The sequence below is a fragment of the Nocardia sp. NPDC050378 genome (genome assembly GCF_040655675.1).
GTDB classification, from domain to species: domain Bacteria; phylum Actinomycetota; class Actinomycetes; order Mycobacteriales; family Mycobacteriaceae; genus Nocardia; species Nocardia coubleae.
The window spans coordinates 371,337-387,029 of the sequence record NZ_JBFAKI010000004.1 but is presented as its reverse complement, the minus strand read 5'-3'; the positions used below and the strand labels follow the sequence as shown (position 1 = coordinate 387,029).

Annotated in this window: 19 protein-coding genes; 8 read left to right on the top strand and 11 right to left on the bottom strand. The window is 68.7% G+C overall.

Annotated features, from left to right (window positions below):
- The first annotated feature begins 13 nt into the window (after positions 1-13).
- Together AB0I35_RS11975 and AB0I35_RS11970 are read left to right on the top strand one after the other, a co-directional pair.
- The gene (locus tag AB0I35_RS11975; protein WP_357395792.1) at positions 14-1,579 is read left to right on the top strand and encodes a serine/threonine-protein kinase; all 1,566 of its coding nucleotides are present in this window, start codon (positions 14-16) and stop codon (positions 1,577-1,579) included.
- 86 nt (positions 1,580-1,665) lie between these two features.
- A complete protein-coding gene (locus tag AB0I35_RS11970) occupies positions 1,666-2,571 on the top strand; it encodes a hypothetical protein (RefSeq protein WP_357395791.1) in 906 nt (301 codons plus the stop codon).
- 71 nt (positions 2,572-2,642) lie between these two features.
- Here the strand turns inward: AB0I35_RS11970 and AB0I35_RS11965 are convergent, their stop codons facing one another.
- The 3 genes from AB0I35_RS11965 to aroA all read right to left on the bottom strand — a co-directional run bounded on the left by AB0I35_RS11965 (position 2,643) and on the right by aroA (position 5,373).
- Positions 2,643-2,960: a hypothetical protein gene (locus tag AB0I35_RS11965; protein ID WP_357395790.1), complete on the bottom strand. Its 318-nt coding sequence runs from the start codon at positions 2,958-2,960 to the stop codon at positions 2,643-2,645.
- 101 nt (positions 2,961-3,061) lie between these two features.
- Positions 3,062-4,066 carry a ribosome small subunit-dependent GTPase A gene (gene rsgA, locus AB0I35_RS11960; RefSeq protein WP_208115331.1) on the bottom strand — a complete coding sequence of 335 codons (1,005 nt, stop codon included), beginning with the start codon at positions 4,064-4,066 and terminating at the stop codon, positions 3,062-3,064.
- Positions 4,063-5,373 (bottom strand): 3-phosphoshikimate 1-carboxyvinyltransferase, encoded by a 1,311-nt coding sequence (gene aroA / locus AB0I35_RS11955; RefSeq protein WP_357395789.1) that lies wholly within the window; start codon positions 5,371-5,373, stop codon positions 4,063-4,065. Before aroA ends, rsgA begins: the two co-directional genes overlap by 4 nt.
- A gap of 85 nt (positions 5,374-5,458) precedes the next feature.
- On the opposite strand from aroA, the gene AB0I35_RS11950 reads away from it, so the two are divergent.
- Positions 5,459-6,232: an SOS response-associated peptidase gene (locus AB0I35_RS11950; RefSeq protein WP_357395788.1), complete on the top strand. Its 774-nt coding sequence runs from the start codon at positions 5,459-5,461 to the stop codon at positions 6,230-6,232.
- A 22-nt stretch (positions 6,233-6,254) separates the two neighbouring features.
- Here the strand turns inward: AB0I35_RS11950 and AB0I35_RS11945 are convergent, their stop codons facing one another.
- Together AB0I35_RS11945 and ybaK are read right to left on the bottom strand one after the other, a co-directional pair.
- Entirely contained in the window at positions 6,255-6,563 is a 309-nt protein-coding gene (locus AB0I35_RS11945) for a hypothetical protein (protein ID WP_357151103.1), read from the bottom strand.
- An 88-nt stretch (positions 6,564-6,651) separates the two neighbouring features.
- Positions 6,652-7,143, bottom strand: coding sequence for a Cys-tRNA(Pro) deacylase (gene ybaK, locus AB0I35_RS11940; RefSeq protein ID WP_357395787.1), 492 nt, complete (start codon positions 7,141-7,143; stop codon positions 6,652-6,654).
- A 201-nt stretch (positions 7,144-7,344) separates the two neighbouring features.
- Here ybaK and AB0I35_RS11935 point away from each other — a divergent pair, with 201 nt between their 5' ends.
- The 4 genes from AB0I35_RS11935 (at position 7,345) to AB0I35_RS11920 (ending at position 10,295) form a co-directional block, all read left to right on the top strand.
- A complete protein-coding gene (locus AB0I35_RS11935; protein WP_067491716.1) occupies positions 7,345-7,980 on the top strand; it encodes a sigma-70 family RNA polymerase sigma factor in 636 nt (211 codons plus the stop codon).
- Between the two features lie 11 nt (positions 7,981-7,991).
- Positions 7,992-8,255, top strand: a complete 264-nt coding sequence (gene rsrA / locus AB0I35_RS11930) for a mycothiol system anti-sigma-R factor (RefSeq protein WP_067637392.1) — start codon at positions 7,992-7,994, stop codon at positions 8,253-8,255.
- 278 nt (positions 8,256-8,533) lie between these two features.
- Complete coding sequence (locus AB0I35_RS11925) at positions 8,534-8,749, top strand: biotin/lipoyl-binding carrier protein (protein WP_067491718.1); 216 nt, start codon at positions 8,534-8,536, stop codon at positions 8,747-8,749.
- Positions 8,750-8,780: 31 nt separating this feature from the next.
- Positions 8,781-10,295 carry a histidine kinase N-terminal domain-containing protein gene (locus tag AB0I35_RS11920; protein WP_357395786.1) on the top strand — a complete coding sequence of 505 codons (1,515 nt, stop codon included), beginning with the start codon at positions 8,781-8,783 and terminating at the stop codon, positions 10,293-10,295.
- 111 nt (positions 10,296-10,406) lie between these two features.
- On the opposite strand, the gene AB0I35_RS11915 is transcribed toward AB0I35_RS11920, so the two are convergent.
- Both AB0I35_RS11915 and AB0I35_RS11910 read right to left on the bottom strand, forming a co-directional pair.
- Positions 10,407-10,661, bottom strand: a complete 255-nt coding sequence (locus AB0I35_RS11915) for a WhiB family transcriptional regulator (RefSeq protein WP_022567051.1) — start codon at positions 10,659-10,661, stop codon at positions 10,407-10,409.
- A 252-nt stretch (positions 10,662-10,913) separates the two neighbouring features.
- Entirely contained in the window at positions 10,914-11,858 is a 945-nt protein-coding gene (locus AB0I35_RS11910) for a diacylglycerol kinase family protein (protein ID WP_067491720.1), read from the bottom strand.
- A 132-nt stretch (positions 11,859-11,990) separates the two neighbouring features.
- On the opposite strand from AB0I35_RS11910, the gene AB0I35_RS11905 reads away from it, so the two are divergent.
- A complete protein-coding gene (locus AB0I35_RS11905; RefSeq protein WP_067491722.1) occupies positions 11,991-12,434 on the top strand; it encodes a hypothetical protein in 444 nt (147 codons plus the stop codon).
- Here the strand turns inward: AB0I35_RS11905 and AB0I35_RS11900 are convergent.
- From AB0I35_RS11900 to AB0I35_RS11885, 4 genes are read right to left on the bottom strand one after another with little or no spacing between them, the layout of a single operon-like run.
- Entirely contained in the window at positions 12,431-13,108 is a 678-nt protein-coding gene (locus AB0I35_RS11900) for an endonuclease V (protein ID WP_357395785.1), read from the bottom strand. The genes AB0I35_RS11905 and AB0I35_RS11900 overlap by 4 nt on opposite strands.
- 6 nt (positions 13,109-13,114) lie before the next feature.
- Positions 13,115-13,555 carry a GNAT family N-acetyltransferase gene (locus AB0I35_RS11895; protein ID WP_357395945.1) on the bottom strand — a complete coding sequence of 147 codons (441 nt, stop codon included), beginning with the start codon at positions 13,553-13,555 and terminating at the stop codon, positions 13,115-13,117.
- A 35-nt stretch (positions 13,556-13,590) separates the two neighbouring features.
- Positions 13,591-14,199 carry an acid phosphatase gene (locus tag AB0I35_RS11890; RefSeq protein WP_357395784.1) on the bottom strand — a complete coding sequence of 203 codons (609 nt, stop codon included), beginning with the start codon at positions 14,197-14,199 and terminating at the stop codon, positions 13,591-13,593.
- Between the two features lie 26 nt (positions 14,200-14,225).
- Complete coding sequence (locus tag AB0I35_RS11885) at positions 14,226-15,461, bottom strand: hypothetical protein (protein ID WP_357395783.1); 1,236 nt, start codon at positions 15,459-15,461, stop codon at positions 14,226-14,228.
- Between the last annotated feature and the right edge of the window lie 232 nt (positions 15,462-15,693).

Sequence of the window (15,693 nt, the reverse complement as noted above, 5' to 3'; positions counted from 1 at the left end):
GCGGTGCCGATCGGTGCCGGGCAGTATCGTGCTGGCGTCCGGTACCGGTATCGAGCTGGGGGTAGTGGTGGGCGAGATCGTCGACGGGCGGTACGAGATCACCGGAGTGCTCGGTGCCGGTGGGATGGGGGAGGTGCTGGCCGGCTACGACACGGTGCTCGACCGGCCCGTCGCTGTGAAGCGAATCGCGGTGCGCCAGTTCGCGTCCCGTGCCGATCTGGTCGACGAGTTCGTCGCCCGGTTCCGCCGTGAGGCCAGGGTGACGGCCCGGATCAGGCATCACGGCGTTCCCCAGGTGTTCGACGCCGTGCTCGACGCGCAGGCCGACAGCGTGTATCTGGTGATGGAGCACATCGACGGCGTGACGCTGCGGGACTACCTGGCCGAGATCGGTGAACTGCCGGTCGGCTGGGCTGTCGCGATCGCCGCGCAGGTCGCGACGGTGCTGTCGTATGCCCATGTACTGCCGGTGGTGCACCGGGACCTGAAACCGGCCAATATCGTTGTCGCACACGATGGCACGGTGAAGGTGATCGACTTCGGGATCGCGGCACTGCTCGACGGGAGCACCGGGCGGATCACCCGGACCGGATCGGTTCTCGGCACCGCCGCCTACATGCCGCCCGAGCTGGTGAACGGGCAGGAGGCGGGGCCACGCGCCGACCTGTACGCCCTCGGCTGCGTGATGCACGAGATGTTCAGCGGACGAAGGGTTTTCGAAGCCCGATCGCAGTTCGACACCCACAACCGGCACCTGTCCGACCCGCCGACACCGCTGCGGGCGCTGCGCCGGGACGTGCCCGCCCCGATCGAACAGCTCGTCCTCGAGCTGCTGGCCAAGGATCCGGCGCAGCGACCGTCGAGCGCGCAACTCGTCTACGAGCGGCTCCTGCCGTTCCTGCCCACGCCGGGTGCGCCGCCGGACCCCGCCTCGCGGACCCATCCCGACCCGACGCGCCTCTTCCGCCGACCCAATCCGCCGGCCGACATCGTGATGGAACCGCTGCCGCCCAAGCCTTCCCATGAGCTGCCCGCCGCCGGTCTGTCCGAGGCCGCCGCGCGGTATCGCGAACTGTTCGCCCTCGGCCGGGCAGCGCAAGCGGCCGACGTGCTGCTCGGCGTCGTCGACCAGGCCGAACAGCGCTTCGGGCCCGAGAGCCCGCAGCTGGGCGACTTGCACGGCGATATCGCGACCGCGCTCGAGCACTCCGGTGACCAACGCCGGGCGCTGGCGCAGTGGCAGCGGGTCGAAGCGATCGCGGAGCCGACCGGCACCAGGGGTAGGCGGGCGCGGGTAGCCGCGATCGGTTGCCGCGCCGCGCTCGGCGAGCTCACCGCCGCGGCCGCGGTCGACGAGCTGTACCGGATGCTCGGTGAAATACGTTCGGCAGACAACGAATTCGGTGACGACGCGCTGCTGGTCCGGCTCGCGCTCGCCGAGCACCTGCCCGCCGCGGGCGATCACGCGCGGGCCGCGAGGTTCGTCGCCCGGTTACGGGACGACCTCGCGGTGCTACGGCCACCCGACGACCCGATGCGCTGGAAGATCGAAGCGCTGGCGGCCGAACTCCGCTGCTGAGGTGCGTCCGGGGCATTCCCGGCGGAGTAAGCTGCTCGCATCGCTGACAGGGGACGGTGTCGGCCGTCGGAAGTGGAGATCGTGCCGTGCAGTGGGTCGGCAGAATCGGGTGGGTCGTCGGGCTGCTGGCCGGGGCATTCGGGGTGCTGCTCGGCAGCGTCGGGTACTTCACCGGAATCGGCAACGGCAGTCCGTTCGAGATCACCCTGGCCGTGGTGTTCTTCGGCTCGGGGTGCGCGCTGGCGGGAGTATCGATCTGGCAGCTCGTCGTCGGCGACCGTCATAAAAGGCGCGGCTACCCTCGGCAAACCTGGCACACCCCGCCTGCGGACATCCCGTACGCGGCCTACACCCCGCCTTCGGCGCCGATCGCCGCGACCGTCGCCCAGACGCCCGAGTGGGTCACGAGCACCCGAAGCACCCACCACTGGCTGCCCACCGGAATCCCCTACGCGAGCGCACCGACGAGCGTGCTCGGTTCGCCCGTCGACCTCGACCGCGACAGTGCCGCGACCATCCCCGTCCGGGTGCGTGCCGCGGTCCGCGAGCTCATCGCCATCGAGGGCCCGATCGAACGCGGCCGCCTGGTGACACTGATCGCCCAACGCTTCGGCGTGCCGAAACCCTCCGAGAAACAACAGATTTGCGTGCTCGGTCAGGTCCCCGAGGAACTGGTGCGCGCGACCCCGCTCGGTGTCTTCGTCTGGCCGTCGAGCGTGGACCCCGGCACCTGGCGCGGCTTCCGCTTCACCCCACCCGGCACCACCCGCCCCATCGAGACGATCTGCGGCGAGGAGATCGCGAACGCGATAACCCATGTCGCCCAGCACAACCGCCCCACCTTCGACGACCTCGTCTGGTCCACCCTCACCCAGTTCGCCCACGAACGCACCGGCATCGCCGAAGACCGCATCGAAGCCGCCCTCACCCTCGCGACCCGTCGCGGCAGGCTCACCACCGACCCCGACGGCCGCTACCGTCCGCTCACCTGATCCGCGAAGGCTCCAGTCCACGCACGACGGTGGTGTCGCGCGGCGATGCCGGACGGCGACGGCCCGTCCCCTTAGGCGGGTAAGGCGGGGGCGGTGCGGGTGTGGGTCACCTCGGGGGCGACGGTGACGATGTCGCAGGCGGCGAGGAGGGTGTGGGGGAAGTGGTCGCCGAGGTGGGCGAGGCTCGGCATGACGACGGCCGCGGCGGAGGTGGCGGTGACCACCTCGAGCAGGCGGCCGATCGGGTCGGTGGTGCGGTCGCTGAAGGCCACGGTCTTGGTGAAGCGGTAGCCGAGGCGTTCGGCTAGGGATCGGATCTGCGTTTCGTCCCAGGACTGGGCGACACCCGAGATGTCGCGGCGCAGATATCCGATCGCCGGTGGCTTCATGGGCATGACCGTACCGGCGCGGAGTGTCGCAGTCGTGAACGCGAGCGAACGCGAGTCGAATTCGCAATCCGACCGAGACCCATTCGCGCGCTGATCGAGTGCTACCACGCCTCATTGGAGATCAGCGCGGTGAGCAACTGACGGATCGCGGCGACCCGTCGCTCGACACCGGGCAGCTGATCGAGGGCGCATTCGGGGTCGGCGGGCGGCCCGAGATGGGTGCAGCCGCGCGGGCAGTCCTCGATGGCGTCGGCGAGATCGGTGAACGAGGCGATCACGTCGTCGGGCGTGATGTGGGCCAGACCGAACGAACGCACACCCGGTGTGTCGATCACCCAGCCACCACCGGGCAGCGGCAGCGCCACCGACTGGGTGGAGGTGTGCTTGCCCTTACCCACGCCGGACACCTCGCCGACCGCCCGATAGGCGTCGGGGACAAGGCGATTCACCATCGTCGACTTGCCGACCCCGGAATGCCCGATGAGCGCGGTGAGCCGGTCGCGCAAGATCTCGACCACGGGTTCGATGGGGTCGTCGATCCCCGCGTACAGGATCTTCAGGTCCAAACCCTCGAAGGCCGAGGCGAATTCGGACTCGGCCACCAGGTCACGCTTGGTGAGCACCAAGATCGGTTCCAGCCCACCGGCATACGCGGCGACCATGGTCCGTTCCACGAAACCCGTGCGCGGTGGCGGATCGGCCAGGGCGACGACGATGAACAACTGCTCGGCATTGGCGACGACGATCCGCTCGAACGGATCGGTGTCGTCGGCGGTGCGCCGCAACACCGTTCGCCGATCGGCGACCCGGACGATCCGGGCAAGACTGTCGGGCTTGCCGGTGAGATCACCGACGACGCCCACCCGGTCGCCGACGACGATCGGGGTGCGGCCGAGCTCACGGGCCCGCATGGCGACGATGCGCCGGTCGGGGTCACCGTCGAGGACACACCCCCACCGGCCCCGGTCGACCGCGACGACCATGGCGTCCTCGGCGTCGTTGTGCTGCGGCCGGGTCTTGGTGCGCGGGCGGGAAGAGGCCTTGCCGGGACGAACCCGCACATCGGATTCGTCGTAGCTGGCCGCGCTGCGTCCTCGGCGACTCAGCGCGCCACTCCTTCACCCGATAACGCAGGCGCGAGCATCTGCTCCCACAGCGTGACGAAGGTCGGCAGGGTCTTGGCGGTGGTGCCGATGTCCTCGATCTCGATACCGGGCACCCGCAGGCCGAGAATCGCTCCGGCGGTGGCCATCCGGTGATCGGCGTAGGAATGCCACTGCCCGCCGTGCAGCGGGGCCGGCACGATCTCGAGCCCGTCGGCGGTCTCGGTGACCTTGCCGCCGAGCCGGTTGATCTCGGCGGAAAGCGCTGCGAGACGGTCGGTTTCGTGCCCGCGCAGGTGCGCGATGCCACGCAGCACCGACGGTGAATCGGCCAGGGCGGCGAGCGCGGCGACGGTGGGGGTGAGCTCGCCGACATCGTGCAGGTCGATATCGATGCCCGCCAGCCGTTCCGGCCCGCGCACGGTGAGGATCCCGTCGAAGACGCGGGCCTCGGCGCCCATGCGGACCAGGATCTCGCGGATCACGTCACCGGGCTGGGTGGTGCCGCGCGGCCACATCGGCACGCTCACCTCACCGCCGGTGACCGCGGCCGCCGCCAGGAACGGCGTCGCGTTGGACAGGTCGGGTTCGATCTCCCAGTCGACGGCGCGGATCGGGCCGGGCGCCACCGTCCAGGTCTGCGCGCCGCGCACGTCGCTCGGGGTGGTGACGGCGACATCGGCGCGGCGCAGCATCTCCACCGTCATCTCGATGTGCGGCATCGACGGCAGCACACCGCCGCTGTGGTTGACGGTGATGCCCTGCTCGAAACGGGCGGCCGAGAGCAACAGGCCCGACACGAACTGCGAGGACCCGGAGGCGTCGATGGTGACCTCACCGCCGCGCAGCGTCCCGGTGCCGTGCACCACGAACGGCAGCGCGTCGCCCTCGATGTCGAGACCGAGGCTGCGCAGCGCGTCGAGGATGGTCGACAGCGGCCGGTGCCTGGCCTGCTCGTCGCCGAAGAAGGCGACATCACCGGTGGCCAGGGCGGCGGCGGGCGGCAGGAACCGCATGATGGTTCCCGCGAGGCCGCAGTCCACGGCGGCACTGTGCAGTGGTGCGGGGGTGACCTCGAGGGTTTCGGCGTCGCCGGCGATCTCGGTGCCGAGGGCGCGCAGGGCGGCGATCATCAGGTCGGTGTCGCGGCTGCGCAGAGCACCGGTGAGGGTGGACGGCCCATCGGCAAGTGCGGCGAGGATGAGCGCGCGATTGGTGATGGATTTCGATCCGGGCAGGGTGACGGTCGCGTGGACGGGGACCTCGATGTGGGGCGCTGGCCAGAAACTCACCTGCCCATCCTCCCTCATGTGCGGACCGAACACACCGGTGGTGCGCGAACTCGCGTCGCCGCGTCGGCCGAACTTGTCGGACGTCGGTGCCACCATGGTTGCTATGTGCGGACGATATGCGACTACGACCAACCCCGGTCGCTTGGCGGCCGAGCTCGACGCGGTCGACGAAACCGATCTCGACAATCCCGACGAGACGGTGAGCTACAACGTGGCCCCGACCAGCCAGGTGCTCACCGTGGTCGAACGCCACGAGCACGACCACCCCGACGACGATCCGCGCCTGCGGATCCGCCGGATGCGCTGGGGGCTGATCCCGCACTGGACCATGGCCGCCGAACCGGGTGTGCCGGTCAAGGGCAAACCGCTGTTCAACGCCCGGGCCGACAAGATCGTCTCGGCACCGTCGTTCCGTGACTCGGCCAAGTCCAAGCGGTGCCTCGTCCCCATGGACGGCTGGTACGAGTGGCTCGTCGAACCCGCTGCGACCGGCAAGGGCAAGGCGGTCAAGAAGCCGTTCTTCATGTCCCACGCCGACGGTTCGCGGATCTACATGGCCGGTCTGTGGTCGGTGTGGCGCGACCGGAGCCGACCGGACGCGCAACCGCTGATGTCGTGCACCATCCTCACCACCGACGCCGTGGGCGAGCTCGCCCGCATCCACGACCGCATGCCCTTACCGATGCCGCGTGAGCACTGGCACGCCTGGCTGGATCCGGACCATCCGGCGCCTGCCGAATTGCTCGGCGGCCCTGCCGCGGACGAGGTGGCGAATATCGTCGCGCGACCGGTGTCCACCCTGGTGAACAACGTGCGCAACAACGGTCCCGAACTGCTGGTGCCCGACGAAGCGGCCGGGCAGACCACACTGCTGTGATCGTGCCCGGCCGCCGGAAATATCAGAGCGGGCAGGGCACCGAATCGGTGGCGATGTTCAGACCGCATTTGATGGCGCCGGTGACCAGGTCGATGATCTCGGTGGCCAGTCCGCCGCCGAGGTTCTCGGTCTTCTCGGCCTGCTCGTTGTTCTCGGCTCCCGGCGCGTTCTTCGGGCTGGTGCCCTGGCCGTTGAGCGGATAGTCGCCGGGGTCGGTCGGTGCGGACGGCGCCACCGGTGGAATCGCCGCGGCGGGAACGGCGGCCTCCGCCGCGCCGAAGCCGAGTATCAGGGCCAGGGACAGGGTGGCGATCGTCGAGCGAGTGGACATTTTTCGCATCACATCCTCGGGTCGAATCGGTCGTACCGGGCGCGGAATGCGTCGGTAGTGGATTCGGAACGAGACTGTGATCGGATTGCTACGCCGTGATCGGCGCCGTCACCGCGCCCGCCGCGCGCACCAGATCGGCGGGAGCGAGTTCGATCTCCAGGCCCCGTTTACCCGCGCTGCACAGCACCCGGTCCCACTCCAGTGCCGAGGCGTCGACGACGGTTGCCAGCTTTTTGCGCTGCCCCAGCGGGGAGACCCCGCCGAGTACGTATCCGGTGGTTCGTTCGGCCTTGGTCTTGTCGGCCATGCTCGCCTTCGGCGCACCGAGCGCGGCCGCGGCGGCTTTGAGCGACAGCTTGGCGGGCACCGGAAGCACCGCCACGGCGAGCGCGCCGGTGGAGAGCTCGATCACCAAGGTCTTGAAGACCTGTGCTGCCACCACACCCAGTGCGTCGCCGAGCGCGTCGACAGCTTCCGCGCCGTAGGAGTCCGCGCGCGGGTCGTGGGCGTAGGAGTGGACCTGGTGCGCGATTTTCGCAGCGGTGAGCACCTTGATCGCGGGCGTCGACGCGGCAGCCATGAGCACACCCTAAAACCGGCCGATCGGGAACACAGCCGGGGGAGTGCCTGTTGCACAGCAGTGACACCCCCCGAGACAACGTGAGGAGAGATAGTGACACTGCTGCTCGAGGAGCGTCCCCTCGCGTCGGGGGACGTGCGATTGCCCATCGACACCGTGCTGCCGGTAGATTCGGTGGCTACGGCGATCGAAGGGATTGGTGTGACGAGCGACGATGACGTGGTGCCTACCGAGGCGTCCGGCGCGCAAGTCGACGAAGCCGAGCTGGCGGCCCGGTTCGAGCGCGACGCGCTCCCGATGCTCGACCAGCTCTACGGCGCCGCCCTGCGGATGACCAGGAATCCGGCCGACGCCGAAGACCTGGTGCAGGAGACGTACGTCAAGGCGTTCCAGGGATTCAAGTCCTTCAAGGAGGGCACCAATCTGCGTGCCTGGCTGTACCGGATCCTGACCAACACCTACATCAACTCCTACCGCAAGAAGCAGCGTCAGCCCGCGCAGTACCCGACCGACGAGATCACCGACTGGCAGCTGGCCGCCACCGCCGAGCACAGCTCGACCGGTCTGCGTTCGGCCGAGGTCGAGGCCCTCGACGCCCTGCCCGACGACGAGATCAAGGCCGCGCTGCAGGAGTTGCCGGAGGAGTTCCGGATGGCGGTGTACTACGCCGACGTCGAGGGCTTCCCGTACAAGGAAATCGCCGACATCATGGGCACCCCGATCGGTACCGTGATGTCGCGGCTGCACCGCGGCCGCAAGCAACTCAAGGGTCTGCTCGCCGGGGTGGCGCGCGACCGTGGATTCGACCGTGGGGAACGCCAGGAGGTTTCGAAGTGAGCGACCCCGATATGGAGATGGACTGCACCGCCGTACTCGCGGATGTGTGGCTCATGCTCGACGGCGAATGCGACGAGGCCACGCGCGCGCGGCTGCAGGAACACATGGACCACTGCAGCCCCTGCATCGAGGCCTACGGCATCGAGGAGAAGATCAAGGGCCTGCTCAACCGCAAGTGCGGTGGTGAGCACGCACCCGAGGGTCTGCGTGAACGGTTGAAGGTGGAGATCCACCGCTGCATCACCGTCACCCGGGTCGAGTCGACCGAAGGCTGACGGCAGCAAAAAAGGGGCACCCGACGGGTGCCCCTTTTTCGTGTCCGAGCCTGGCTCAGGCGTTGGGCCGCTTGCCGTGGTTGGCTGCGTTGCCCTTACGGCTGCGCTTCTTACGTCCGCGCTTACCCATAGGTAGCTCCCTTCTCTGGGTCCTCCCCGCCGCAGCGCGGAGCACAATCTGATCGAGAGCCATTGTTTCACGTGTGGTTGGCTGTAGCTTCGGCGGATACGGCCACGGCCGCGAGCGCGGTGGCCGACACGACTAAGAACGGGGTGTCATGGTGGAAGAAGTGCGCGCGGAGATGGTCTCCACCGTGCTCGCTGTCGAGGTCGCGGTGGGTGATCACGTGCACGTCGATCAGACCCTTGTGCTGCTCGAGTCCATGAAGATGGAGATCCCGGTGCTCACCGAGGTGGACGGCGAGGTCACCTCCGTCGACGTCACCCCGGGCCAGGTTCTACAGGCGGGCGACCTGATCGCCACCATCGCGTAAGTCGCACGAGAAACGAAGCGGTAGATCCAGCGTGGCAACACTGAGCGAGCTCCTGGCCGAACACACCGACCTTCCCGGCACCGCCGTGGACCATCTGCAACGAGTGGTCGGCGATTGGCAGTTGCTCGCCGATCTGTCGTTCTCGGATCTGCTGCTGTGGGTGGGCGCCGGCCCGGTCGTCGACGGCGCCGACGTGGTGTGCGTGGCCCAGATCCGGCCGACCACCGCACCGACAGTGCACCTCGACGACAAGGTTGGCACCACCGCGTCGCGTACCGACTTCCCGCAGGTCTTCGACGCGTTGCTCACCGGGGCCGCCGTACGCACCGACACCGAGGTGCGGGTGAGCGGCGCCGCGGACGCGAGCCCGGTGCACGCGGTGCGCGAGGCCATTCCGGTGCGCTGCGGAGAGGACGTGATCGCCGTGCTGAGCCGCGACGGCGACCTGCAGCGCTCCCGGGTGCGTTCCACCCTGGAGACGGCCTACGTGTCGGCCGCCGACGACCTGTGCCAGATGATCGCCGACGGCAGCTTCCCCACCCCCGAGGACCGGGCGGCCACCCATTCCAGTCCGCGCGCGGGTGACGGCTTCATCCGGCTCGATACCCAGGGGCAGGTGGTCTACGCCAGCCCGAACGCGCTGTCGGCTTATCACCGGATGGGATTGCAGGCCGACCTGGTCGGCCAGGATCTGGCGGTGACGACGCGCTCACTCATCACCGACCCCTTCGACGCGCAAGAGGTGGTCGCCGATATCCAGGCCGCGCTCGCGGGCCGCACGGGTCGCCGGATGGAGGTCGAGGCGCGGGGTGCCACGGTGTTGCTGCGCACCCTGGTGATGCGCCCGGGTGGGCAGCTGGCCGGGCCCGCGGTGCTGGTGCGCGATGTCACCGAGGTGAAGCGCCGCGACCGCGCCCTGCTCAGCAAGGACGCGACCATCCGTGAGATCCACCACCGGGTGAAGAACAATCTGCAGACCGTCGCGGCGCTGCTGCGGTTGCAGGCGCGTCGCACCGAGAACCCGGAAGCCCAAGTGGCACTGACGGAATCGGTACGCCGGGTCACCTCGATCGCGTCGGTGCACGAGATGCTGTCGATGTCGGTGGACGAGGAAGTCGACCTCGACGAGGTCGTCGACCGGCTGTTGCCGATCATGGCCGACGTGGCCACGGTGCACACCGCACGCATCAAGGTGCGCCGCGCGGGTTCGCTCGGGGTCTTCTCGGCCGAGCGGGCTACCCCGCTGGTGATGGTGCTGACCGAACTGGTGCAGAACGCCATCGAGCACGCCTTCGACGCGGGGCAGAACGGTACCGTGACGATTCGTTCGGAGCGTTCGGCGCGCTGGCTCGACGTGATCATCAGCGACGACGGACGTGGCCTGCCCACCGGTTTCAGCCTGGAGAGTTCCGACCGCCTCGGCCTGCAGATCGTGCGGACTCTGGTGACCTCGGAACTGGGCGGTTCCATCGGGTTGCACCCCGGTGCCGATGTCGGCACCGACGCGGTGCTGCGGGTTCCGCTCGGTCGCCGTTCCGCCCGATAAAACTTCGAAAACTGTTGCCGGGCAACAATAAACCCGGCACCCATGGGTGCCGGGTTCTCACATGCGTTACCGGACCGGGGCTGCTGGCCCGGTAACGCCCGTCTTGTCTACCTAGACGGAGGTACGCGTACGGGTGCGCGCGTTGCGCCGCTTGAGCGCGCGACGCTCGTCTTCGCTCATTCCGCCCCACACGCCGGCGTCCTGGCCCGACTTCAGGGCCCACGACAGGCAATCGGCGGTGACGGGGCAGCGGGCGCAGACCAGCTTGGCATCGGCAATCTGCGCGAGCGCAGGACCGCTGTTACCCACCGGGAAGAACAGCTCGGGGTCCTCATCGCGACAGATGGCCTTGTGGCGCCAGTCCATTCCTCTGCTCCTTTGCGCGGGCGCCACAAAGGGCACCTCTGGTTAGTGGATCGTTCACTTGTGCGACTCGAATGTTTCCGCACGGTTGCTTGTGAATGCTTTCACGATCACCGTAGATGTCAATAGGTCTGCGGCGCACCGTGGGGGAGATCACGCTCTAGGCTGCCCACATGGGGCACCTGCCCGGTCCTTTGTACTCGCGTCTCCGGGTTTTCGCAGCGCAACCCGGAGATTTTTTCGAGAGTTCCTTGCTCAGACGGGCTTCGGTGCCACCACATCGAGCACGCTCGGCACCGATGTGAAATGCACCATCTTGCGTTTTCCGATGAAGTCGCCATCGATTTGCAGGCCGATCTCACCGGGAGAATCGATGCGAACCGAATCGACATCGTCGATCCGAAACAGTGCGTCCGCCTTAGGGTTTCCATTATCGCTCAGCAACTGCCGGGCGAGCAACAGGGTGCGCGTCACACTCATCGACCCCATCGCGAACACCCCGAGACCCGTTTCGAAGGTCGTACCGGGATTCGTACGAACCGGACGATCCTCCAGATAGGTCCACGGGCTCGAATTCGTGACGAAGGCGTAATACACCGACTCCACCGGATCATGTCCCGGAACGGTAACGGTGACGCTCGGTTCATGCCTGCGCGCGCGGAAGAACTGCCGAACCGTCGTCCGCAGATAGCGCGCCGGAGTGGCCTTGCGACCTTTGGCGCGGGCCGCGTCGATCGCCTCGCACACGTCCGCGTCGAGGCCGACTCCGGCGCTGAATGTGAACCACCGGTCATCGGCCAGACCGAGCCCGATCCGGCGGTCCGCGTCGCGGCCGAGCAGATCGATGAGCTGGTTGGTAGCTGTCACCGGATCGGGGGAGATGCCGAGGGCGCGGGCGAACACATTGGCCGAGCCGCCGGGGATCACCCCGAGGCGGGGCCGCCACACCTGATCGTCTTCCACCTGGGGCAGCGGCAGGAAACCGTTGATGGTCTCGTTGACCGTCCCATCGCCGCCGTGCACGACGATCAGGTCCATCTCCTGGGTCGATGCCCACTGCGCCAGTTCGGCCGCGTGACCGCGGTGCTGGGTGTGCGCAACGGTCAGCTGCGTCCGGCTCTCCAGGGCATGCGCGAGCAGGTCCCTGGTCGCCGGCGTGGTCGAGGTGGCATTGGGATTAACGATGAGCAGCGTCCGCACTGTATCCATCTTGCCGCGCCTGCGGCCCGACGGGTTCGCGGCCCCTGGAGGGCCCGGGCCGTGGACGCCCCTCCCTAGGGGTCGGGGGTGCGGGGCCGGGGTCGTACGCTGGGCGCCGTGACGGAGCGCGACATGACCAAGGGTGACGAGCACGACCACGGCGGACGGGCAGACTCGGGCATTCCGACGACGGTGCGGGTGGCCGGTGCGATCGTCACCCTCGAGGGGCTGGCCGGTGTCGGCACCGCGGTCGTGCTGATCGTGCGGGCGCTGACCGGCCACGATCAGTCGGTGGCCAGCGGGGTCGGCACGGCCATGTGGTTCATCGCGCTGTTCGGCGGCGTGCTCGCGGCCGGGATCGCACTGCTGCGCGGCAAGCGCTGGGGCCGGGCCATCGCGGTCATCGCGCAGATCCTGTTGCTGCCGGTCGCCTGGTCGTTGCTGACCGACTCGCATCAGCCGGTGTACGGCACCCTGCTCGCCATCGTCGCGCTCGGCGGCCTGGCCGCCCTGTTCGCCCCCGCGTCGAGCCGGTGGATGGCGCAGGACTACGGCGAGCTGCCCGAGGAGCGTTAGCCGGTCTTCGCGCGCAGCGCCTGTCGGCACAGGTGGTCGGCGGCGCGCGTCGTCTCCGGTTGCCGGAAGTTCTTCGTGAGCGCGAGCACCTGGGCGCAGGCGGTGTCGAGGTCGACGAGATGACCCACCGAGACGAACAGTGGTTTCACGCCGTCCCTGGTGCGCACCGCGCGGCCGACGATCTCGCCGTCGATCGTCACCGCACTGGTGTCACCGCGTCGCGGCCCGGGTTCGCCGTATTCGCCCCACACCGATTTGGCGACACCGATAGTCGGAATTCCCGTCAGCAATCCGACATGACAGGCGAGGCCGAATCGGCGCGGATGCGCCCGGCCCTGCGCGTCACACACGAGCAGATCCGGTGTGCGCGTGAGTTTTTCGAGGGCGGCGACGGTGGCGGGAAGTTCCCGGAAAGCGAGCAGGCCCGGCACGTAGGGAAATGTCGAAACACCGTACGCCACCGCCGTTTCCACGGTTTCCAAGGTATGCGCGTCGAGAATTACCGCCGCCGTGGCAACAGTGCCGTCCTCGGCGTAGGCGGAATCGATCCCGGCCACTGTCGAGAATTGCGGTGGCACAGGGTTTTCGGCGCGAACCAGCGGGCGTAGCCGATCTTGCAGTGCGACGGCGTCCTCGGGTGTGGCAGGCCAATCGTGCGGTAGAGCTATGCGCATCGGATATCACCGCGCCGACGCGGCGAGCGCGGACAGTTCCTTTCCCGCGAGCCGATACCCGATCCATTCGTCTTGCGCTGTGGCACCGAGGGCTCGGTAGAACTCGATCGACGGTGTGTTCCAGGTGAGCACCGACCACGACACCCGGCTGTAGCCGTGCGTGACCGCCTCGGCGGCCAAGGCCGCGACCAGGGCGCGACCGAGCCCCGTGCCGCGCGCTTCGGGGCGCACGTAGAGGTCCTCGAGGTAGATGCCGTGCACGCCGTCCCAGGTGGAGTAGTTCAGGAACCAGATCGCGCACCCGACCACCTCGCCCTCGTGCTCGGCGACGTGGGCGAACACGGCGGGCGACGGCCCGAACAGCGCCGCGCTCAACTGCGCCTCGGTGAGTGTGCACGCCTGCGGAGCCTTCTCGTACTCGGCGAGATCGTGCACGAGCCCGACCATCGCGGGCACGTCGGTCGCGAGGGCGCGTCGCACGGTCAACGGAGGGCTCCTTCGGTGCGGTGAGTCAGGTTGTGGGCCCAGATCGTGTGTGCCCCATGGTCGTAACCGAGAACGCTCACCGCGCCGGTCGACATCGCGAACCGTCGCCCCTCGCGCACCGCGAACTCGCCCCAGCGGGCGATCAGCACGCGGGAGAAGTGCCCGTGTCCCACGAGCACCACATCGCGATCGGCCAGGGCCGGCTCGGCCCGGTCGAGGACGTGGTCGGCGCGGGCGCCCACCTGCTCGGCCGTCTCGCCGCCGGGTACCGGGTGGGTCCACACGGTCCAGCCGGGGACGGTCTCGCGGATCTCGGCGGTGGTGAGGCCCTCGTAGTCGCCGTAATCCCATTCGACCAGTTCGTCGTCGACATGGATATCGGCGAGCCCGGCCAGTTCGGCGGTGTGGCGCGCACGTCGGCGCGGGCTGGTGAAGACGAGCGGATCACGCAGGTCGAGGGACTTCACGACCAGCCCGGCCGCGCGGGCCTGCGCCTCGCCGAGCTCGGTCAACGGCAGATCGGTGTGGCTGGTGTGCTTCCGTTGCGCGGACCACGTGGTTTCGCCGTGGCGGAGCAGGACCAAACGGGCGTCGGATGCGGACATGGCTCCATCATGACAGCCCGGCGGGCTCAGCCGAGTGCGTAGAGCCTGCCACCGCGTCGTTCGAAGACGGTGTCGCCGAGCACCGCCGTGCTGATCGGGTCGCCGCTGTAATCGCTGCGCTGCACCGCGATCCGGGCAACGGTGGTCCCGGTGGCGAAATCCACCGCGAGCATGCCGTCGGCGACGGGGACCAGCAGTTTGCCCGCCATCGACGCCGGGGTACCGAGCGCGTCGCGCACCGTCCAGGTGGGCTGTAATGTGGCGGCGCTCAAGGCGATCAAAGTCTTCCCGGTGAACACATAGATCGCCGAGCCGAGCCGGGTCACAGTGGTGCGGTCGGTCCACGGCTCGGCCAGCGCGGCCGAGGACACCTCGTTGCCGGTGCCGTCGTGCACGGCGAGGCGGGCCGGTTGCGCGAGACCCGTCGCGGTGGCCGGAGTCGGCGGATAGTAGACGGCGATCTTGGCATCCGACACCGCGACCACCCGCACCTCGGCGGAGTCGGCACCGGGTGCGGTGAGCAGGCGCGAGCCGTGTTCCTCGGGTGCGGTGGCTTCCTTCGGCGACGGGGCGAGCACCGTCAGCCGGGCGCCCGGATCGTCCGGGCACCGTTCGATCACCGCCAGCCGCGACGAACTCGACGCCGCAGACCGGAGCTCACATCCGTTGCGCGGCTGGGTATTCGGGTTCACCGGCGCGTCCACGAAGCCGTACTCGAGCGTGCGGACCAGATCCGAACGCCACATCTCCAGCCGGTCGGCACCGAGGGCGAGCAGATAGGTGCCGTCGCCGGAAAGCCGGATCTCGTCGTCCATGTAACTGCTGCGGGCGATGCTGCGCGCACCGGTGTCCGCGTCGAGCATGGTGGTCTGGCTGCATCCACGCTGATCGCGGTAGGTCGCGATCACCGAACCCCACTGCGCCTCCACCCCGCACAGCGGCATGTCGCGCCGGTACCACCAGCGCTGCTCACCGGTCACCGGATCGCGCCCGCTCACCGTGCCTTCGTCGCCGGTGACGACCACATTCCCGGCGACCAGCGCCCGCGAACCGGCCGAATCCGCCGCATGCCACCGCTCGCGCAGCGTGCCGGGCAACTGGGTCGCGGCGACAACGGTCGGCGCGGGGGAGTCGGCGGTGACGGAATCGGTGCCGGTGGCGTCCGCACGCGCCCACACGACAGCCGCCGCGACCAGGCAGACAACGGCGATCGTTACGGCGGCGATGACATCGGCACGGGTACGCCGCTCCGGAACAACCACGCCAGCGACCCTAGCTCATCCGCCTCCCCGGGGATTTGGGCCAGGCTCAGGTGCGGTGAACTTTGCGTCGGCGGCCAGACGAATTCGGTGGTCGCGGTAGCCCGTACCCGGTGAGTTACCCATGTGCTGGACTGCTGCTCCGGGACGGAATTGTGAGGCCTTTGCCTGCGGCAAGGTGAAGAAGTGGTTTGTGCCGGGTGAGTAGGCGAACGGCCCGCCATCTGGTGATGGC